The organism is Mesomycoplasma hyopneumoniae J (genome assembly GCF_000008205.1).
Taxonomy (GTDB): Bacteria; Bacillota_I; Bacilli_A; order Mycoplasmatales; family Metamycoplasmataceae; genus Mesomycoplasma; species Mesomycoplasma hyopneumoniae.
Window position 1 is genome coordinate 341,285 of the sequence record NC_007295.1, and the last position, 21,935, is coordinate 363,219.

Annotated in this window: 16 protein-coding genes; 8 read left to right on the top strand and 8 right to left on the bottom strand. The window is 26.0% G+C overall.

Annotated features, from left to right (window positions below):
* Positions 1-5: 5 nt before the first annotated feature.
* The 3 genes from rpsF to MHJ_RS01580 form a co-directional block, all read right to left on the bottom strand.
* Positions 6-731: a 30S ribosomal protein S6 gene (gene rpsF, locus MHJ_RS01565; protein ID WP_011284064.1), complete on the bottom strand. Its 726-nt coding sequence runs from the start codon at positions 729-731 to the stop codon at positions 6-8.
* Between the two features lie 705 nt (positions 732-1,436).
* On the bottom strand, positions 1,437-2,579 hold the full coding sequence (locus MHJ_RS01575) for a hypothetical protein (protein WP_011284065.1): 1,143 nt from the start codon (positions 2,577-2,579) through the stop codon (positions 1,437-1,439).
* 38 nt (positions 2,580-2,617) lie between these two features.
* On the bottom strand, positions 2,618-3,382 hold the full coding sequence (locus MHJ_RS01580) for a hypothetical protein (RefSeq protein WP_011284066.1): 765 nt from the start codon (positions 3,380-3,382) through the stop codon (positions 2,618-2,620).
* A gap of 180 nt (positions 3,383-3,562) precedes the next feature.
* Here MHJ_RS01580 and MHJ_RS01585 point away from each other — a divergent pair, with 180 nt between their 5' ends.
* Entirely contained in the window at positions 3,563-4,315 is a 753-nt protein-coding gene (locus tag MHJ_RS01585; RefSeq protein WP_011284067.1) for a hypothetical protein, read from the top strand.
* Between the two features lie 632 nt (positions 4,316-4,947).
* Here MHJ_RS01585 and MHJ_RS03980 read toward each other — a convergent pair.
* A complete protein-coding gene (locus tag MHJ_RS03980) occupies positions 4,948-5,079 on the bottom strand; it encodes a hypothetical protein (protein ID WP_014579770.1) in 132 nt (43 codons plus the stop codon).
* 119 nt (positions 5,080-5,198) lie between these two features.
* On the opposite strand from MHJ_RS03980, the gene MHJ_RS01590 reads away from it, so the two are divergent.
* The 6 genes from MHJ_RS01590 (at position 5,199) to MHJ_RS03625 (ending at position 9,864) form a co-directional block, all read left to right on the top strand.
* Positions 5,199-6,263, top strand: coding sequence for an Mbov_0400 family ICE element protein (locus MHJ_RS01590; RefSeq protein WP_044284626.1), 1,065 nt, complete (start codon positions 5,199-5,201; stop codon positions 6,261-6,263).
* A gap of 13 nt (positions 6,264-6,276) precedes the next feature.
* Entirely contained in the window at positions 6,277-6,432 is a 156-nt protein-coding gene (locus MHJ_RS03760; RefSeq protein ID WP_167513696.1) for a hypothetical protein, read from the top strand.
* 617 nt (positions 6,433-7,049) lie between these two features.
* Positions 7,050-7,295 (top strand): hypothetical protein, encoded by a 246-nt coding sequence (locus MHJ_RS03850; protein WP_237697238.1) that lies wholly within the window; start codon positions 7,050-7,052, stop codon positions 7,293-7,295.
* A 152-nt stretch (positions 7,296-7,447) separates the two neighbouring features.
* Positions 7,448-8,881 carry an MFS transporter gene (locus MHJ_RS01600; RefSeq protein WP_011284071.1) on the top strand — a complete coding sequence of 478 codons (1,434 nt, stop codon included), beginning with the start codon at positions 7,448-7,450 and terminating at the stop codon, positions 8,879-8,881.
* The gene (locus MHJ_RS01605) at positions 8,874-9,608 is read left to right on the top strand and encodes a glycerophosphodiester phosphodiesterase family protein (RefSeq protein ID WP_011284072.1); all 735 of its coding nucleotides are present in this window, start codon (positions 8,874-8,876) and stop codon (positions 9,606-9,608) included. The genes MHJ_RS01600 and MHJ_RS01605 overlap by 8 nt, the downstream gene beginning before the upstream one ends.
* Before the next feature lie 37 nt (positions 9,609-9,645).
* Positions 9,646-9,864, top strand: coding sequence for an amino acid--tRNA ligase-related protein (locus MHJ_RS03625; protein WP_406823296.1), 219 nt, complete (start codon positions 9,646-9,648; stop codon positions 9,862-9,864).
* Between the two features lie 317 nt (positions 9,865-10,181).
* On the opposite strand, the gene MHJ_RS01610 is transcribed toward MHJ_RS03625, so the two are convergent.
* The 4 genes from MHJ_RS01610 to MHJ_RS04020 all read right to left on the bottom strand — a co-directional run bounded on the left by MHJ_RS01610 (position 10,182) and on the right by MHJ_RS04020 (position 15,725).
* Positions 10,182-12,134: an ABC transporter ATP-binding protein gene (locus tag MHJ_RS01610; RefSeq protein ID WP_011284073.1), complete on the bottom strand. Its 1,953-nt coding sequence runs from the start codon at positions 12,132-12,134 to the stop codon at positions 10,182-10,184.
* A gap of 76 nt (positions 12,135-12,210) precedes the next feature.
* Positions 12,211-14,493, bottom strand: coding sequence for an ATP-binding cassette domain-containing protein (locus tag MHJ_RS01615; RefSeq protein WP_011284074.1), 2,283 nt, complete (start codon positions 14,491-14,493; stop codon positions 12,211-12,213).
* Positions 14,459-15,262 carry a hypothetical protein gene (locus tag MHJ_RS01620; protein WP_237697239.1) on the bottom strand — a complete coding sequence of 268 codons (804 nt, stop codon included), beginning with the start codon at positions 15,260-15,262 and terminating at the stop codon, positions 14,459-14,461. Before MHJ_RS01620 ends, MHJ_RS01615 begins: the two co-directional genes overlap by 35 nt.
* A gap of 313 nt (positions 15,263-15,575) precedes the next feature.
* A complete protein-coding gene (locus MHJ_RS04020; protein ID WP_225973034.1) occupies positions 15,576-15,725 on the bottom strand; it encodes an IS3 family transposase in 150 nt (49 codons plus the stop codon).
* Positions 15,726-15,864: 139 nt separating this feature from the next.
* Between MHJ_RS04020 and MHJ_RS01625 the strand changes: the two genes are divergently transcribed.
* Positions 15,865-21,792: an MGA_1079 family surface serine endopeptidase gene (locus MHJ_RS01625; RefSeq protein WP_044284629.1), complete on the top strand. Its 5,928-nt coding sequence runs from the start codon at positions 15,865-15,867 to the stop codon at positions 21,790-21,792.
* The last annotated feature ends 143 nt before the right edge of the window (positions 21,793-21,935 follow it).

The window sequence follows — 21,935 nt, forward strand, 5'->3', positions numbered from 1 at the left end:
TAATTTTAGTTTGAACTTTGTGGTTTTTTATTATTGTAGTTTTCTTTTTCTTTTTGATTAAATTTTGGATTTTTTATGGGTTGATATTGTCGGCGATTTCGCTGAGTTTGACTAGTTTGATTTTGGTGATTTTTGTTATTTTGGTGCATATTTTCTTGATTATGTCGGTTATTCTCACGATGATAACCGCTTTGATTTTGTTGATTTTGCCCGAAATTCTGTTGATTGCTGCTCACTTGTTGGAAATCATCTTGATTTTGCCTGCTATTTTCTCGATATTGACTAGCTTGATTTTGCTGATTTTGCTGAAAATTCTGTTGATTTTTTGTTGCTTGTTGGTCTTGTTGATCAAAACGTGATTTAGGATTTCCCCGAAAATTTGGCTTATCAAAACGATCACGTCTAAGTGTGTATTTTCTGTTCCGCTCACGAATTTTTGGTTTTTTATTTAGACCTTTTTCACTATCAAGATTCACAATTAGATATCGCCAAATTTCTCTTGTGATATTTGCCCGACGTACAAATTCCTCGATTAAATTAGTTGGAGCATTTAAATCTACTAAAAAGTATTGCGCAATTTTTGATTTTCTTATCGAGTAAGCAAGATTTGTTGTTTCAAGTTTACGTAATTTTTCTGTTGAATTATCACCAAAAACAGTTTTAAGCAAATTATCAATAATTGCCATTTCTGCTTTTGGATCTAAAATTGTCATAATTTCGTATTTAGGCATTTTTTCTCCTTTTGGACTTAAGGGTTAGAAAAACTAACCAAGGATAATAATTAAAAAGTTTTAAAATTTCTAGTTTACAATTTTTTTAAATTTGTATACAAATTATAACACAAAAAAAAAAAAAAAAAAAAAAAAGTAAAATTTGTGAACGGCCCTGATATTATTAATTCTAACACAAAGAAATCAAATTCCAAATTTTTTTATTTTTTTTAGTAATTAGAAAATTAAATGACAATTTTCCAGTTTTTCTTTTATAATTATCATTTATCATTTAATAGGCAGGCACGCCCCGAATTTTTCTAACGAAAAGGCTGCCCTCTCTTGTTTTTCCTTATAATATCTTAGATATTATAAGGAGGAAATTACTTTTTTGAAGGAAATTTAAATAATTATACATAATTATAACATAGATATATAAGAATTACACAAATATGAAAAGTTTAAAAAAATCCTTATTTTACTAGCTATTTTAGCATTATAAGCCCTTTGTTTTTGGCTGTTTCTTGTCCAACGGTTTAATTAGCAAATCTGAATTATCAAAAAAAGAAAGTAATGTTTTTAATTTTATAATAAAGGAAAATGAAAAAAATTTAACTATATTTACCGCAACTTTAGTAAAAAAAACTAATAATAACTTGACTTTTGTCAGCGCTTATGGTTTGTTAAATTCAATAAAACACAAAAGACAGCGGTAAATATTAAAATTTAAACTAAAATAGTCTTGTTTTGTTTATATTCTATTAGGTTATAAATAGAAACTATAGGCACAAAAATGTCTAAAATATATAAAATTAGTGAAGTTCGTTTGGAATGCATATTAACAGAATCTGCTAAATAACGAGGCCCAATGTATATAAGGTAAGTCATAGTTGAAATATTAAATAAATTAAAGAAAATTAGACTAACACCGGTGTTACGAAGAATTTCATTTTTAGTTATAACTAGCCACATTGTCGTTGTAAAAACTATAAGAAAAATTAAATGGAATATATTTTTTACAACTGTAAATTGATAAAATTGTCGACTAATTTTGTTATTAATTACTTGTTTTTCTACTTCATTTTGACCTGCTAGTGTATTTTCTGCAATTTTTAATTTTTTAGAAAGTCTCAAAACATTTTTTCAAGCATTGAAGTAAAAAAATGGCATGAAAAAAACGTAACTAGCTGATTTTCAATAAGTTTTTTCTCTTTTGCTGATTAATCTGTATATTTTAAGAGAATAGGAAGCCAAAAAATAAAATGGAATTAAAAAATAGAAAATCCCAACAAAGATTGTTATAATCACAACCTCTTTAAATTTTTCAAACATTGTATTATCTAGGCCAAAGCGAAGAATTAACGAAACAATAGCAAGTACAATCGAGCAAAGTCAAAGAAAAACAACCAAATCCTTAATAAAGTTAATAATTTTTCATTTAAGTATTAATTGTCTTGTAGTTCAATCATTGCCAATTGAAATTTTGTCTCTAAGTGACTTAGTAATTAATAAAATTGAAGTAATTAAAGGAATAAATTTAAAACCAATCGAATATTGCTTAACATCTAGCCCAGTTTGTCTAAATACTTCATCATTCCTTAAATTTCAAGCAAAAATGATACGCAAAACCAATGAGGCAAAAAATGATAATCAAAATATGCTACCTATTGCGGCTTTTAATCTTCCAATTGGTGTCGCTAAATCCAATTGATTTGTTGGTTTGCCCTCAACATCGTTAACACTATATAAAATAATAAGTGAAATAAAAATTATTGTTTTAAAAATTGACAACAAAAAAACTAATATAAATTTTATGGAATTATCATAATTAAATTTTGTATTCATTTTTAAATTAATTAAATTACGCATATTTACACCATTTTTTAATATACACTTATGAATATTAATTAATTTTCCCTATTTACCCCTCAATATAAATTGTAATAATAGATGTAATTTGCTCAAATTTTAACCTTGTCAAAGCTAATATATGCACTTAGACGTCTAATACCTTCTTGTACTAGCTGATTTATAGGATTAAAAGCAAGATTAATAATACTGTTTTTTAAAAGTTTAACAATTGCTGATCGCACATCTGAATTGTTTATAAAATTAGCTAAAGAATCGAGGCTTGCATCATTGATCGAGTTAGATATAATGTTTTTTTCGTTCATATACATTGAGTTTAATATTTTGGTGGTTAAAACGAGATTATTCACCATTCCGGCTTCATAGTTACCAGTAGCGATATTTGAATAAATTTCAACTGCATCTAAAATGGTAGGGAGTTGGTTGAATAGTGCCCCTAGAAAATTTAATGTTACATCAAAAACAGTAGCAACTCCATAAAGGCCATATCAAAATGCCATTGGAAATCAATGATATCAAGCTTCTTCCAGAACTTCTTTATCCTTAAAATGATCTTTGGTAAAAGAAATTAAATTTTCAGCAAATTTATTTAGATCTTCTTCTGAAAGATCATTGAGTTTATTTAATTTTACGAGTTTATTTAGTTCAAATTTGATAGAATCAATGTTTTTTTTATCATTTTCAAAAACATATTTAATAACATTATTTTTTAAAATCTCGGTGCTTGAAAATTCATTGCTTTGAATCTTGATTTCTGGAGCAATTTGTTTTTGTTGTAGTGGTGCGATTGAAGTAAATAATAATGGACTGGCCAACGTTGTTAGCATTAATCCTGATGAAAAAATTTTAAACTTATTCGATTTTATAAATGAGTATTTCATAATTTTCCTCCATAAGACTTAAATATTTTGTATAATTTATTATAGCAATTATACCATATATAAGAATTATTATACCATATATAAGAATTATACAAACATTAAATGCTTAAAAAAATCCTTATTTTTACTAGCTATTTTAGTATTATAAGCCCTTTGTTTTTGGCTGTTTCTTGCACAAACATTATAATTAGCAAATCTGAATTATCAAAAATAGAAAGTAATATTTTTAATTTTATAATAAACGAAAATGAAAAAAATTTAACTAGATTTACCGCAACTTTAGTAAAAAAAACTAATAATAACTTGACTTTTGTCAGTACTTTTCATTCGCTAAATTCAATAAAAAACAATATACAGCAACAAGTTTTTGATATTTTTTTACAACAATTTAGTGTGAAAAATTTAGAAACTAAATTAAAATCAAAAATTAGAGTTGAATATGAAAATAAAGAAAAAGATATCATAGTTTTTTCGCTAGATATAAAGGAACCCTTATTGTTGAGAATTTCGGATTCTATTGATTTTCAGGTTCTAGAGGATTTTACAAACACAAAAAATAGCCTATTTAGCTTAGGTTTTCTCACGATCTTAAACGAAGATTTTAAACCTAAAACATTAAAAACATTATTTTATGTAAATGACAAAGTTGTTGAACTGGATAAAGAAAATGTTTTTGTCCAAGATATCAACTACAGGCAAGGTTCGTCAGGTTCTCCTCTATTTTACAAAAACAAAATTGTTGGTTTGTATAGGGGTAAAAAATTAAAAAACGGAAAATTAACCCCCTTTTTTAGACTTATTGATTTAGCTACTTATCAACAAATTAAATCTGTAGCTTCAAAATTAAAAGATTAGAATAAAAATATTAATTATTTACTAAATTAATATATTAATTTATTAATTTCTTAGTTTTATTAGAATAAATTTTTACCCAAATAGTTTTAGCCCATAATAAAAAAATATTTAATATTAGGCTATTTTTCCAAAGTTGTAACCTAATAAAACTTGCGACTGGCCTTGATATTATTAATTCTACCACAAAAAAAATCAAATTCCAATTTTTTTTTATTTTTTTTAGTAATAGCAAATTAATTTACAATTTTCCATTTTTCCTTTTATAATTATCCTTTAATAGGCAGGCACGCCCAAATTTTTTCTAACGAAAAGGCATTCCTCTTTTTCTTTTCCTTATAATTATCTTTGATATTATAAGGAGGAAATTACTTTTTTGAAGGAAATTTAAAAAGTCCATTTCTTATTTGTTTACTTTTTAAGCTCTTTTTGAATCTATATTACGTAGTAATATAAAAAATTCCAAAAAAACAGAATACACAAATTATATCTAAAAATTTAAACTAAGACAAGATTAGCTCTATTTTTTTGATGGTGTAAACTTAAATTATTAAAATATCTATCAAAAGAAAAAGTTGAATATTTAATTTTTGGTATTAAACTTTACTAAACTAGCAACAAAACTTTCGGTATAACTACTTGCGTTTTGAATGAAAACCTTGACCTTGCGTTTGTTTAACTTTTTCTAAAAACTTTGCATCTTCTGCTTTAATTTTTTCTATTAAATTATTAATTAAAGTCGTTTTTTCTTCAGCTGTGTAAAACATAATTTTTTATTTTATATTAGAAATTTTTTTAAAAAGAAGAAAAATTTTATGAAAATTTAACTTCTTTTCCTTTATAATTTAAATTTATTAGGAATAAATTTTTGCCCAAAGGGGGAATTATGGCAAATAAAGATCAACCAAAACTAAAAAAATTTAGTCCATTTCAAACTCTTGTTTTTAATAGTTTGGCACAAGAAATAAAAGAAAGACCGGTAATTATTTTTCACGATACCGAAGAAAATTATTACTATTATATTAAAGCCCGCGATGCCCGTTTGGATAATGGTAGATTAAAAAACCCTTTTCAAGGTGAAATTTTGATTCCAAAATCAGATAAGCCTAATACTTTATTTACAAAAGATTCTTATTTAGATTGTTCGCAAATTTTTTATATGCGAGACAGCGAACTAGAAGAATTAGTTAAAAATAACCCAAAAACAGAAATACTTGATTCAAAAGAATTAGAATTTGATCAAGTAAAAAAAATGTTTAATAAAATTAATGAATGTTTGAAATCTAAACCGCCTTTTATTGTAATTTCCAAAGTTTCTTATGATTCAAAAACAAAAACAACTAAGTCCGAAGTTCAATATGCTAGTGATTGGCATTTAAAAAACGATTATGCCCAAGCAATAGCTGAAGTTGATAATATCGAAGAAATTAAAGAACTCGAAGAACTAAAAAATAAATTACACAACGAAAAAAACCAATTAAGGTTAGATTTATTTGAAACTGTTTTGCGGGAAGCTCGAAGAGAATATAGAAAAGAAAAAGTGTATAACCCTTTATTTGAATGAATAACAAAAAACAAATTTATCCAAAAAGGATTAAACACAATTGAAATTATTCATGAATATAATAAGTTATCAAGCCCATTAGTACCAGAAACAATTAACGGCGATACAATTTATATTTGTTTAGTTAATAACAAATGGGAAGATAGAAGAGATTTTAGCTTATCTGAAAGATTAGAGCAAACTAATTTTAAATCTATGATTGATTGATTTAAAAAAAATGATTTGGATATAAATATGGAATCATTTAGGCAATTTCGTAAGTCAATGCAAGAATCACAAGATTTAGGTGAATTGTTGTATTTTTATAAATTAGAGGAACAGCTGAAACAAGATTTATCCAAACTAGAAAAAAAATATAAAAAAGATGGACCAAAAATGAAAATGTAAAAAGGAGAAAAATATGGAACTCGGTCATTTAATAGGCGCGATTTTTTCTCTAGTTTTTTGGTCTAGCTTTGGAATTTATATTAAAAAAGTTAAGCAAACAAACAAGATAAAAGCATTTATTTATAAAACAACAAAGCGCAAAAGAAACTTAACTTATTTTTATCAATAAAGTAAAAATAAAAAAAGTTCATACCTTACTTAGTCAAAGTATTTATAAATACAAAAAAGTAGATCCGCAAAAAGTAGAACCAGATTTAGGCCTTGTATGTGATTATAACGGACTTTTTACAAAAAAATCAGGAGAAAGTTTAAGAGGAATACCAAGAAATTTAGATGATTCAAATTTTATCGGTTATATTCAAACAACAAGTTTTTCACTTCATTTTGCCTCAAGCGCTTTGATACGAGCTAAAGCTTACAATGAAAATGGGTTTTGAATTAACAAAAATAATTTTCTTGTTGGTTTGATTGCTTTTAGCACCGCTATTTATAAAATAATTGATAGTGATTGAGTAAAAAATTATTCTAGCAAAAACCGGCGATGGCTTTAATCGTTTTTTATTAGATCTAGAAACCCAAACAAGACTAGAACAATTTTTACTTAGAAATTTATTTTTTGTTTCACTAACAAATTTAAATCATATTCGAAGTCTTGAGGATCCTAAAGATAAAGACAAAATTTATTTAAACGAGTTATGACTTGATAATTTAAATCAAAAGCCAACATTAGCTCTAAATACATTAAGAAATTATCAACGTAGTCCTGAAGAATTAGAAATTGAAAATTTGTGATTTAGCATTCTTGAACATGCAAGCACAACTAGCAATTACCGGTCTGATTTTAAATATGGCTTATACCAAATTATTGAAGAACTAAACACAAAAACTTTAATAGACAGCACAAAATCAAATAAATACTCTTATGACTATCCAGAATTAAACGGTAATATCGAAGCTATCAAACAAAAACTTAAAAAATATTATCTTGAAGAAATTGCTCCTATTTTACTTGAATATGAATTTTTAAAATAAAATAAAAAAAAAGAAAAAAAAAAAAAAAAAAAAAAACCGCTAAGTTAGTAGAAAAAATTCAGACAATTAGTTTATATACTAACTTAACTTTCTTGAAAAATTTATTATATAATAATTAATATAGTAAATTTAATTTTTTGAAAGGAACAGTTTTGGTTAAAACAAGATTTTTTAGTAAATTTAAAGATTTTACTTGATCACAAATTTTTGCTTTAATAATATTAGCAGCTGCTGATGTTTTTGTTATTGCTGCCCCTTATTATTTAAAAAATATCGTGCCTAACTTGCACACATATTTAGGAATTCGTGAAGACCAAGTAGCTTCTTTGACAGCCATTATTGGTTGAGTTACACTTGCAACTCAACTACCGGGTGGATTTTTATCTAATAGGATTAGTTCGCGTCGACTCTTATTTATTGCTGTCTTATCAACAGGAATTATTACATTTTGATTTGGTATAACCATCAAAAATGCTCAAAACTTAGGTGAAGAAAGCGCTTTGACTCAATATAAAATTATTTGAGGTCTTTGAGGAATCACATCAACTTTAATCTTTTGAACCCCACTTTGAAAGCTAGTTTCACAGCAAACCGACCAAAAAAGCCAAGGTCTTGCTTATGGGATTCAAGGTAGTGCAAATGGTATAGTTGGATTTTTCCTAGTTTTTGTTATTGGTTTAATTATTACTTCAATTTATTATCCAGACAATCAAAATACTAATGAAATCAATAGCACACCTTTTGCTGCTTATACTTTTATAATTGGTAGTTTTTTAGTAATTACTTCATTTTTGGTTCTCTTTTTTGTCAAAGAGAAAAAAATTGAACGTTATACTAACAAAATTAGTTTAGAATCGATCAAGAAAAATATTAGCCAAATTTATGTCTCACTTAAAAATTGAAAACTATGAATGCTTTCAATTTTTGTAATGGGAATGTATACTTTCCAATCAGTTTTTGCCTATTACTTAGTTCAAGTGTTAAATAATGTCTTTTTAGCACCGACAATTTTAGTTACAATTCTTGGTGGAATTAGAACTTATGGACTTCGAGGTTTAATTAGCTCTTATGTTGGTTACTATGCTGACAAATTTAGAAGCTACATTCTCATTTTAGTTTTAACAGCACTGACAGGAATTTTTGTTATTTTAACTATTTTACTTCTTACCTTAGCTGGAATTCAAGAGCCTGGAACCCCACTATTTATCTTCTTTATAATATTGGCTACAATTTTATTCTTAATTGCAGGTTCTCTATCATGAGTAATGGTAACTCTTAGATTTACTCAAGTTGCTGAAATTGAAATTGGTAAAAATAACTATGCAAGTTCAGTTGGAATTCTTTCATTTATTGCGTTTTCACCAGATGCTTGATTCTATGAATTATCAGGATATATTGGAAAAATCTATACAATTGAAGGTCAAACAAATACTTCGCCTTTAGGTTATCAATTAATTTTAACAATCGCATTAGGTGTTGCCTTATTTGGGACAATTTGTGGATTAATAGTGTTTTTATACAATCGAGCTGAACTTAAAAAACTAGGTAAAACAAATTATCGTTGAAGGGAATTAGATAATGCCTAAAAAACAATTATTAATAGCACATCGTGGTTATTCAGGAATCGCACCTGAAAATACCAAACTAGCTTTTGATTTAGCATATGAATTTAATTTTGATGGAATCGAATTAGATGTTCATTTAACTAAAGATAATAGAATAGTTGTCATTCATGACGAGGATACTAAAAGAACAGCTGGTGTTGATAAAATAATTGCAAATAGCACTTTATCTGAATTATATAATGATGATCATAGTTCACATTTTCAACTTGAGACTCGTAAACAAACCATTTTAACACTTGAAGACTTTTTAGATCTTTATCTTGATAAGTTTGAAGTAATTAATGTTGAAATTAAAACTGATCAAACTGAATACATTGGAATTGAAAAAATTATTGATGATTTATCAATTAGATATGGAAAAGACTTTTTTAACAAAATAATTTTTTCATCTTTTAATTTTTCTACACTTGAACGTATGTTTAAATTAAACTCTAAATATCGCCTTGGTTTTTTATTTTGAACTAAAACCCAACTAACAAGACTAAGCGAAAAAAAAATTAAACAAATTTGCAAGTATCTCCATCCTTGAGTGGATTTATATGACGAAGAACCAGCAATGATTGAAGCTTTTGGCCTACCACTAAACTTATGAACTCTCAAATCAAAAGCCCGCTACCAAAAATATTTAGATAACAAACATGTATATAGTCAAATAAGTAATTACAAATATAGTAAAGATATTAACTAAAATTCAAGATCAAATTAACCTTCAATTTGGCAGTCTTTTAAAAGCTTTTAATTTTGGGGTCCCACCTCATGGAGGCTTTGCTTTTGGTCTTAATCGTCTAATTATGATTTTATTAGAAGCAAACTCAATTCCTGATGTTATTGCTTTCCCATTAAATTCAAGAGGTTTAGACCTATTACTAAATTCACCTTCATCAATAAATCCTGAGTTATTATCTGAATACAATATCAAAATTAGCGATGCAGATAAAGAATAATTTCCAAAAAGTTGAAAAATTTTAAAAAATAAGCAAAAAGCAACTAATTTTTACCTTTTAAAACAGCACAAAAATTCCTAAAGAATTTAAACCTTGAAGCAGTTTTAAATTTTTAGGAATTTATAATAAATAAAAAAGAGATTTGGCTGAAACAATCTCAAATTTTTTTATAAAAATTTATTAAAAATTTGAATTAAAGCCCGTTTTAGATAAGCAATTGCTCAAAAATCAAATAATAATTTACTAAAGTAACAAAAGGTGAATTTTTGCAAATTTAGATAAAATTTAGTCTTAATTATACAAGTAAAATTGAAAAATTAGAATTGCTCAAATTTTAGCAATTTAATAACCGGCTTACGATAACTTATTCAAGAAATTATAAGGTAAATTACCGAAATAGACACAAACATTATAAGTCATATTATTATAAGTAAATTCCCAACTTGCGTTAATGAGGGCAGCAAAATATCTTGTCCCATTATTGAGGTATAAATTTTTCCCATTGACGGAATGAAAACAACCGAATTAATAAACAAAATAAAGAGTGAAATTATAATAATATTTAGCCAATGGTAAAAGAAAATTTGTCAGGTTTTAGCACTTAATGCTTTAAGAATTCCAATTAATTTCATTTTTGAATCGCTCAGATTTTTGGCATAAAACACTGTTTGAATTAGCAAAATTATAATAAATAAAACTAGAATAGCACCAATAACTATATTTGTAAATGATTGTGTATTTAATATTGATTTGGATATACCACCTAGAGCCGATTGGGTTTCAAATTCTTTGTTGTTTTTAGCAAAGTTTTCAATATTATTAGCTAAATCATCATCAATATTAAAATACAGTTTTAATATTGATGGGTCAATTTTTTCTGGCTTATTGTTATTAAGATTTTCATTTGTTCCATTCTTTTTTTGCACAGGTTTGCCTAATTCATTAAATTTATGATGTAAAAAGCTAAAATTTAATCTATTTAAAGTAGTCAAACTACTTATACCAACTACTTTTAGATCTACAACTGTTCTTCGTAAAGTAGAAACGGTAATTTTTTGATTGTTTGGTTCTTTTATATTAAATTTTGTTGCCAGCGATTTTGAAATTATTATTTCATCTTTGTTTTGAATATTTCTGCCTACCAAATTTTTGTTCTCAAAAATAAATCTATTTTTAAAAAAATCACTTTCATCAATATAGTCAACAGAAGAGTCAAACTCTATTTTATCGCCATAAGAGAAAGTAACCTTAGGAAAATTAAAAAAAGGAACAATTTTTACAATTTTTGGGTTATTTTCTTTAAGTTTTGTGATTTCATCAGTTGAAAATGCTCCTATTTTTCCATTTGGTTTTTTGTTTATTACAACCGAATCTAATTGATATTCAATCGTTTTTTGCAAATTAGTGCTGCTAATATTTAAATTTAAAACCCCAAATAATAATGTCCCAAAAAAACTTGTTAAAAAAAGCATTAAAAATAAAATACTTGAAGTAAATTTTGATTTAAAATCTGTAATTGTTAATAAAAAACCTGTTTTAAATTCCTGTTTAATTTTCGAAAGTTTTGAATTTTTAGCAGTTTCTTGATATTTTAAATCGCTGTTTTTAGCAATTAGCGGTTGATTTTGACTATTTTTGGCAAAAATTTCCTCAGTAATTTTGCTTGTTTCAATATAGACAATTTTGTCGGCATATTTTTTTGCTAAATCGAGGTTATGACTAACTACTAAAATAGTTTTATTTTTGGCAATATTAGTTAAATTTTCAAATACAATTTTTGCATTTTCAATATCTAAATTTCTTGTTGGTTCATCAAGCAATATAAAACCACAATCACGTGAAAGTGAACGTAAAATTGCTATTCTTTGCCTTTCGCCCCCAGATAAATTATTTACTTTTTGCTCTAGTTGTTCAGTTTTTATCGACATTAAATTTGCATTTTGACTTAATGCATTTTTGTCTAAAAGTTTATTTATTACATTATTTCCTATTAAAATATTGTCATTAGATGTAATTTTTTCAATTAAATTAAAATCTTGAAAAACAACATCAACTAATGGTTTTTTAATTTCAGAACCATTTTCATCGAAAAAAGAAATTTTTCCACTATCTTTTTTTGTAAAACCGGCAATTAAATTAATAAGAGTTGTTTTACCGATTCCTGATTGGCCAACTACAAAAGTCACTTTGTTTGAAGGAATTTCAAGATTTAGTGAACTAAAAATAAATCTATTATCAATTTTTTTTGTTAAATTTTGAATTTTAATCATTTTTCCTCAGGCCTAAAATTAAAAAACTTGTAAATTTTTTTATATAAAAATAAAAAATCACGAATGTGATTTTAGATTACCTTAATAAAGTTGCGACATCTTTTCGATATGTTTTATAAGAAATTAATAGGTAAATAAATGACATAGAAAAAAAACTAATTAACCAAGTCAAAAGAAAAATTACGATAATTTGTAAATAATCGGGCTGAAATAAGTTTTGATTTAGAATTATTTTGTAAAATTCCGGGACAATCAAAATTGATAAAACAATACCTACAAAAAATACAAAAACACTAATAATTATTAAATTTAATCAATGGTACATGAAAATTTCTAGCGTTTTGCCGCCTAGTGATTTTAAAACTGCTATCGATTTTTTCTTAAAATTAGAAAGATTTACAGCATAAACACTAACAAAAATCAATAAAGTAATACCAAGAACAATAATCGATGCAAAAATAGACATAATTAAGGTAAATTGGGAGGCAAAGAAAAACTGCCTTACTTCATCAGGTCCGCCAGAGGTGAAATAATAACGTTTGACACCAGATTTACCATATTTATCTAAAAAATCCTGAATGTTATTATAAAGATTTTCTTGATTAAAAAAGACTAAAAATTCACTAGGATGTACATGGTTGAAAAAATTTTCAATTTCACTATTAAAAATTACTATATTCTTTGGTTCTTCTGAAGCATTATTAGTAGTTTTATCAGCATCAAAAATACCAACAACTTTAAAAATATAATAACTATTAAAAGTAGTATTAATTTCTATTAATTTTCCAATTTTATTAGTAATATTAGAGCTAACTGCAATTTCATCAAATGACCGAGGTAAATTACCTTTAGTTAAATTTATTGAATTTGCCTGGCTTGAATTTTGATAAAAAGATTTGCTAATAGTCGGAGTTTCAATTGTCGTATTACCACTTGCCCTTCAATCACTAAAGTCAAGAGAATAAAAATTATCTGGTAAAATTTCGAATTGATGAAAATTTTTGTATGATTCTTCATATCCCTTTTCATATGTTGTCTTTAATTTATTTGTATGAATTAAAGAGAACTTAGGCTGATCATAATTTTTTTCTTCAATTACTCCAACAATTTTTACTTCTTCAAAATGGTTAGAATAAAAAATTTTTATTTTTTTTCCTATTGGGTTTGAGATTTCAAGTTGATTAATAATTTTCTCAGGTAAAATAACATCGTCTTGATTAGATATAAAATTATTATTAAATTTTTGGCTTTTAATAATGTCAGCAAATCTATTTTTAAAAAAATCTGACTCATCAACAGGGAAAATTGGGCCTGTTGAAACTTTTTTATCATCATAACTAAATTTAAATGATTGTAAATCAGAATATATTGGTATTATATTCTCTATTTTTGGGTTTTCCTTTTTAAGTTTTTCTAATTCATTAATATGTAAGGAGGCAAGCCCCTTTTCGCTTACGTTTAAGGTGTCTAAATTATATTGAACAATGTTGTCAAAATTAATATTTTTAGCAGAAATATTTAAGTTAACAAATAAAACTACCCCAAAAATCATTGCTAAAAATGAGACCAAAACAAGAATAAGAGTAGTAATTTTCGATCTAAAATCCGCAAGAGATAAAAGCAACGCGACTTTCACTTTTTGGTAAAAAGACGGTTTTTTATATACTTTATTTTCAGAATTTTCTAAAAAATTATTCGTAGATTTTTGAAGATTTTTTTGGGGTTTGTCTTTATTTTCTATTGATTTAATATTTTCTTTTTCTACATAAATAATTTGATCGGCATATTTTTTTGCAAGCTCTAAATTATGACTTACCACTAAAACAGTCTTATTTTGCGATATTTTAACTAACAAATCAAGTAATGCAATTGAGTTTTCTTGATCTAAGTTCCCAGTTGGCTCGTCAAGCAAAATAAAGTCGGCATTTCTTGATGAACTTCTTAAAAATGCAGCTCTTTGCTTTTCACCACCTGATAAATTCTTAACTAATCGATTTAATTTTTGACTATTTATGTTAATTGCACTAGCTTCGTTTTCAATTTCGTGATTTTCAACATAACGATTTAGAATATGATTTGCAATTAAAATATTATTTTTAATTGAAAGTGATTCTATCAAATTAAAATCTTGAAAAACAACATCGACCAAAGGATTTTCAATTTCATTACCATTTTTAAAAAAAGAAATTTTTCCACTATCTTTTTTAGTAAAACCGGCAATTAAGTTAATCAAGGTGGTTTTCCCAATCCCTGATTTTCCAACAATAAAAGTTATTTTATTTGATGGAATCTCAAGATTTATTGAATTAAAAATAATTTTATTGTTAAATTTTTTTGATAAATTTTGAATTTTTATCATCTAAATAAACCTTTTGCTCGGAATTAAATAATTCAATAGGAACTCTGCTTATATTTTTAGGCCATACTATGCTACCATTCCCTCTTCTGTATCACAATTCATCCTCATCTTCATCAACAACATCAGGCAAAAACGGATCATTAGATTTTATTGAGCTAAACTCATTTTCATCAAGTGCATAACCGCTTGCGTATTGACCAAATCCAGTAATTTGATAGTTTCACCCTGCGGCATGATAATTAATAAATAGCTCACCCCCTTCCTTTTTTTCAAGGGAATTAATAAGTTCTTTAGTATGAGTATCAATGTGTACCGACATATTTGTCATACGGGTCGCTCCCTCGGTAAAAACTCCGCTATATTTTGTTTCACCGTTAAATTCAAAAGAAGGACTAGCATAACCGCCAATTCAAGAATTAACAGATAGTTTTATTTTATCTACAGTATTATCTGTGTTGTTTTCTCATCAATATGAATTTCTTTTAAACCAAATTCTAGCTTTACCCCTCCATTCAACTTTGTCTTGTCTAAAAAAACCACCACGATATACAATTTTTTTTCGGCCATCTATTTTAATATGTAGCTCACCTTTGTTAGTTTTTAATTTTTTGTGTTGGCGATCTCTTTTAGCGTTTACCGAAAATAAAGAAACATCATTATTTCAGGATTGTTGATTTTGATATGAAAATTCTTGAAGTTTATTTTTATAATTATTGCTCGAAAAAGTTTGAGCTTGTATTTTATTATTACCGTTATTACCGTCATGCATAACAAAATTACTATGTGTTGAAGTTGTTAATGCGAATATTGAAAAGGATGCAATTATTAAGCCTAGTAGTTTAGATTTTACTTTGTTCATTATAAGTCACGCATTTAATTAATAAAATTATAACAAAATTTTAGTTTTTTAAATACATTTATTTATTAAATGAAAAAAAATTTAAAAAAATAAAAAATCAAATATTTTTAAAAAAAATTAGCAGAAAGAATTCAGACAATTAGTTTCTTATCTATGATTTTGATTACACCACTTTTGTTAATTTTTTCTAGTATGTTCACTTTAAAAAAATTGGACAAATAATTTACCTCATATAAAAACTTGGGCTTTTATATGATAAGCAACTTTGAAGTCTTTCATTGTTATACCAATTAATAAATGAACTTATTTTTTGATAAGTAATAGTTATATTTTCAAAATTTTGATGTTCAACATTGATTAATTCTAGCTGCAAAATGCTATGAGAATTTAATAGGATTGTTTAAAAATTATACTAATTAAAATTGAAAAATATTTAGTTATTTGTTATATAATTGTATAATTGTATAATTATATAATTAAACAATTAAAACTCTCACAAAATAGGAAAAATAATGTACAGAAAAAAAGCAAAAGCCAAACCAATATTTTTACTTGGGGTTGGTATTTTTTCACTTGTTGTTGCCTCTTGTTCAACTTCAAACTCAAATCCATTTCAAAATTATGTCGATCCAAATCAAAGTCTTCCAAAAAATCAGATAGATAATTTTTTTCTTCAGTATCCTAATTTTCCTGAAGCTATTAAAAATAAAATAAAAGATTCCTTAAATATTTCCTCACAAAATTTTTCAAATTCAGAATATTTGCCCAAACTTTCTCAATTTGTAGAACAATACTCATCAACATTAGTTTTGTTTCAAAAATTCGAGTCTAATTTTAAATCTAAGGCAATTGATAAGTCTTTTAGTGTTAACGAGGAGAAATACAATAATTTAAAAGGTGAAATTGAATCGTTTAATCAAAAAATTCTAAATTCAACTAATTTTGAAACTAAATTGGATGAGTTTTTAACCAAAATAAGCCAATTAAGCGCGGAAATTACTAAAACCAATAACACCCTTAGTCAGGAATTTTCAACTTTTAGCTGATTTAAGACGGTTTTAAAACATGCAAACCTTGTTAATCTTAAAGCCTTAAGTGCGCAAATTAATAACAAAATTACCACTTTATATAAAAATGATAATAAAGAAGAAATTCAAAATTTCACCTCAAATTTACTCATATTGGAAAATATTATTGCGCAAATTAAATCAATAAAAAATGAATATTCAACTGAGAGCAATGAAATTTTCAATAATTTAATCACAAATTTTAATTCAAATATAAATTCTAGTAGCTTAATTAACAATGTCACTGATTCAATTAGAAACTTTAAAAATATCCAAAATAATTTAGAAAAAATTGTTAATAAGTCAGCACAGAAAAACCAAAAACTACAAGAATTAAAGAAATCTGCTATTTTAGATGTTGAGAAAGCCGCTAATTTATCCCAAACAGTTCAAAGTAATTTTAAAGAAAAAATAAATAACTCAATTGCTGAATCACAAATTAGTCAAATTAAAACATTTATTTCAGAATTAGAACATGTTGCACCGCTTCTATCTTCATTGAAAACAGAAAAAACAAGGCTAGAAAATGAGCCTAATTATTTAAATTCTGAAAATAAAACAGAATTAGATGATCTAATGAATTCCTTAAATTTATTAGATCAAGAAAATAAACTTGCATTAAATGATGAAATTTCCACTAATACAAAATATTTTTTATCTAATGTTTTAACAGTCAATGAAAATGTACAGTCAGAATTAGCACGTCTTAATGGTGATGCTCAATTAAAAGAAGCTAAAAAAAGCTTGGAAAATCAATTATTATCGAACAAATTTAGCCCAAATTTTATTTCTAATATTAAAACACTGGCAGATTCAAAAAAATTAGTTTCTGATATTAAGCATATAAGCTCCAATATTTTAAAATTAGCAGATTCTCTTGATTTGTATAGTGTTGAATTGAAAAATTTTCAATCTTTGTTAAACAACTCAAGTACATCTATAACAAACAAGCAAGAACTTGAAGAAAAAAATAACAAAATTAAACAAAAATTAGACCAAGATCACCGACTCAATGGACTTGATAATGAAAATTTGGCCACATTTGTTGATCAATTTGCTAATTTAGTCACTTCATTTTCTCAAACAATTTTAGATTCAAAAACGCAAAATTACCAAATTTTGCAAGAAAAAACACCAGCAAAAATTGTAGAAAATTCATCAGATTTTAAACAACAAGCCCAAAATGCCCTAAAAATTAGTCTTGATGACCAAGGACTAGACAATCATAGTATAAAAAAATATCTTACTTCTGCTTCTTTTAACCTTCAAAATGCAAATCTTTGATTAAAAAAACCACAAAATAATGAAATAAATTTCAAATTATTAGACTTATCACTAGATACTAACAACAGAAATATTTTAGTCCTTAAATATCAGGCGACTTCAATAAAAAACCCTTTACATTCAACAATTTTATCCACCCAACTTTTAATTCCTAATGATAATGTTGACATAAATGCGATAATCTCTTCATTAAAAATAGATCTTCTTGATGACTATTTTGATATTAAGTATACTTCTTTCCTTGATTTTGAAAAAGAAGGGTTTCTCAAGCAAGAAGTAAAAAAATTTATTTTAGAAAATTTTTCCCAAACAAAACAAACAATCGAAAAATTTTTCCATGTTGTATTACCAGAGCAACCTGAATTAACCTTTACCAGTGATAATAAAATATCTTTAAATTTAGATATTAAATTTAATAACCAAGTTATTAAAACAGTCAGTGCTAAATCCAAGAATCAAGTTAATTTTAAACAAAAAGATAACTTGCCAGTAAAAATTGGATATACTCAAAACTTTAAAAACACCAGTTTTTATAATCAAACTTACCTTAGCGATTCTGAATATATTGATTATGATTATACAAGGTCAGATGATTCATCATCTTATTTTTGGGGAATCGAAGAGCCTTATGGGGCTGGCGGACTTGGAAGTTATTGATTTTATAAATATTTATTAAAACCAACTTTAGAAACATTGCAACAAGCCGGGGAGATTCCTAAAAATAAAAAATTTAAAACTTTTGAAAAACACCCAAAAGTTGTAAAAGTTTCAGAAATTGGTTTAGAAAAGCCAACACAACAAGATGAATTAAGTAAGGCTGAGCTTGATAAAATTTTTGATAAAATTTTAAAAGATCAACATTTTTTTACTTACGAAATTCCTGAAAATGCCACAATTTCGTTTTCAACATTTGATGTTGGCAAAGAAAAAAGAAGAGTTTTAACCTCAAGTATTACCCAAAGTATTTCCCTAAAATTATTAATAAAAAATGACAAACACACTAGAGAAGAAATTCTAGAATTTGCGCCTAAAAATTACTTAAAACCAACTTTATCACCGCGTGATAAAGCTGATTTATCGTTAATTGAAGAAATTTTAAGCGATTCTAGTGGTAAAAAATTATTTAAAAACACAATAATTAACGATATTGATTACACCCACGGTCAAATTTCGCTAGCCGGAAAAACGAATTTAGAAATAATAGACTCACTTAACAAGCTTTATACATTTGGTAAAATTGGAAAATTTGAAATTTTTGCAAAAGAAGTTATTTCTACAGACATTTTAAAAGGTGAGGCAAAAATTTTCTTTTGATATAAATTTAACGGCTTAGAATTTCCGCTATTTTTTAAAGGAACTAAACCTATTAGAACTATCAAAACTGAAAAAGCCATTAGTTTTTCAAATTGATTGCCACCTACTTATAGTGATATTAAACCTAAAAATGGTTCTAATTTCACCAGTGAGGATTTTTTACCAATTCCAGAAGAAACAGGTCAAATACCAATAAGGAGCCAAACCTTAAAATCTAATCAGATTCCCAATGATCACAAATCAATAATTGATAATATTAATAGTCGCCACTTTGATTATCGTAGAGTAAGCGCTGAATTTTATAAAAAAGCGCAAAAACACATAAAATATAGACTAATTGACCCTGCTGATATTGTTGAACAAAAAGCGGAATCAAAGTTAAATTATCTACTTCAAATTAGAACTAACAATGACAGTGTTAAAAATAAAGATTTAGATAAGTTTAAAAATGAAGAAGTCAAACTTGAAGATGAAAACAAAAAAACTGAACAAAATAGTGAAAATTTACCAATAATTGTCGAAAAGCAAATATTTTTTAATACCGATCCTGAAGTTAGACTTGATACTTCAAAAATTTTAAAGAATTATTTTGTCTATTATTATGATGTTAAAACCACTGACAAACCAGGGGAAATGACTTTTAAACTTGGTTTTATTAACAAAAATAACACAAAGATCCGCTATAGTTCTAATAAAGTCATAAAATTACAAAACTTAGAAAACGATTATAAAAATAAACTTTATCCTGAAATAATTCTAAATAGAATCAAATATTCTGATTTTGTTCCCAAAAATAATAGATCACTTATAACAAAGGTGTTAAATAACAGCGATTTTCAAAATTTCTTTGAAATCAAAGAACAAGCTCTTAAGTATAATAATTTTAAAATCTCAAGGCAAAATTTGCAATTTCTTGAGACAAAAAAACATAATAATAAATTATATTTCCGTCTAAAATATGTTAATGGACCACATATTGTTGAAGGATCGACTTGATATTTTCTAACAAATATAAATAACCAAAATAATCAAGCCAATATAGATTTGGACACACAAAAGCCATTAGTTACTTTATTTGACTCTGAAAAAGAAGTAACTAGAAGTCGTGAAATTGAACCTTATTATAAAGATTTATTCTGAAATTACAATAATTCTACAAAAACAGCTAAATGAATATTAAAAGAAAAATATTTTTCTCAAACATTTTTAAAGAATAATCCTAAAAACCGGAAAATAAAACTACAATTATTTGCAAATGCTTTAGTTCAAAACACCCAAAGACTTACCCGAATTAGTGGCGGAGTTGACTTAATCAAAAACAAACCAATTAAAGGCGGTTATGACTTTATTTTTGACTTTGAAAAATTAGTAAAAGGCCAAACAATAGCAATTACTGAAAAAACCAAAAATGTATTTTTTGAAGATGCAAGGAAAAAATTTGAGGACTTTAGCTTTACTTTAAGTGCTCAATATAACAAAAATCAAGGGATTGAATTTAAACTATGACTAAATAATCCAAATCTTGGTTTAATAGTCGATAATGTTTTCAATCATGTTGAAAAAGGTCTTGCCTTTTATAATAGCCCAAAATTTGACACTTTTGATCCAAAAAAAGCCTTTATTTTACATAATGCCGGAGCAAGAGTTCATATTGAATACACAAACTCGCTTGAAAATGAAGATTTTGGTTCTAAAACAAATCAATTTGATTATAAAAATATTGACTACACTAATGAAGAGCAGCCAATTTCATTTTTTACCAGTTCAGATGTTTACAATTTAGAAAAATATAATCCAAACCAAAATGTTCCTTATAAATTACATGAAGGATATTTACAAGATTTAGACTTTTTACATACATCTTGGGATACTAACAAATTCCCACTGGCAAAAAATTTATTAGCTAGAACCTTTGGCTTTTCTTTTGGAAGCGCAACTATGCTTGCAAAAGTAAATGATGATCCAAATGATGGTAAATTTTACATAATCACAAATAATCATGTCGAAGGTGGTGGAAATTTTGATTTAAATTCTCTTTTTGGTAAAGATTTAACTAAATTTTTATTAAATACTCGTTACATGGCTATTGGAAGTAAATATTATTCTAATTCAATTCAAGGCGGTTATAGCTATTGAGGTGGACAAAATAGTGTCAAAAAAGTTCCTACTTGATTAGTTTGAACCGGTACTAAGCAGCCGGATGTAAATCAAAAAAATCCAAAATTTGTTGACATATCTGTTTTAATAGTTGATATTAAACCTTTAATTCAAGCAGCTTATGAAAGTGGTGAGTTCAAAAAAGCAGCCTGATTATTAAATTGATATAAATTACCTAACTTAAAATTAAATTCAAATGGTCAATCGGATTTAACATTTTTTGGTCAAAATGTTAAACATTTTGGAATGAATGGATTTCCTTATGCAAAACAAAGTGGTTATATAATAAATAGGGCTAATTCAGATCAACAAACTGTTTATATTTTAAATCAAAAAGGTTATACTCCAACATATTTTAATGCTGGTAATTCCGGAACTGGAGTATTAGGGCTAAATGATGAGTATATATCAACGATTAATTCAGGTTCGCCGCTTACATCTTTACAAAGTTGGAATTATTCAACAGCAAGTCATAATTATTTTGGAATAAATTGACAAAATGAAAAACCTCTTGAACTAAAAAATAAATTTAGTTTATCATCGATGATAATGAGACTTAATGCTCAAAATCCGCGTGAATATAATCTTCCCTGGTTTTTCAAGGATTTTGAAAAATAAAATAATTTTAAAGTCTAAAAAATTAGTTTATTAATTTAGTCTATTTATTTAAATTTTTCTATTTTTGCTGATTTTATTGCCATTAAAACTAAAAAATTCAAAAATTAATTTAGTCTAGAAAGTCATAAAAATTTGAAAAAAAA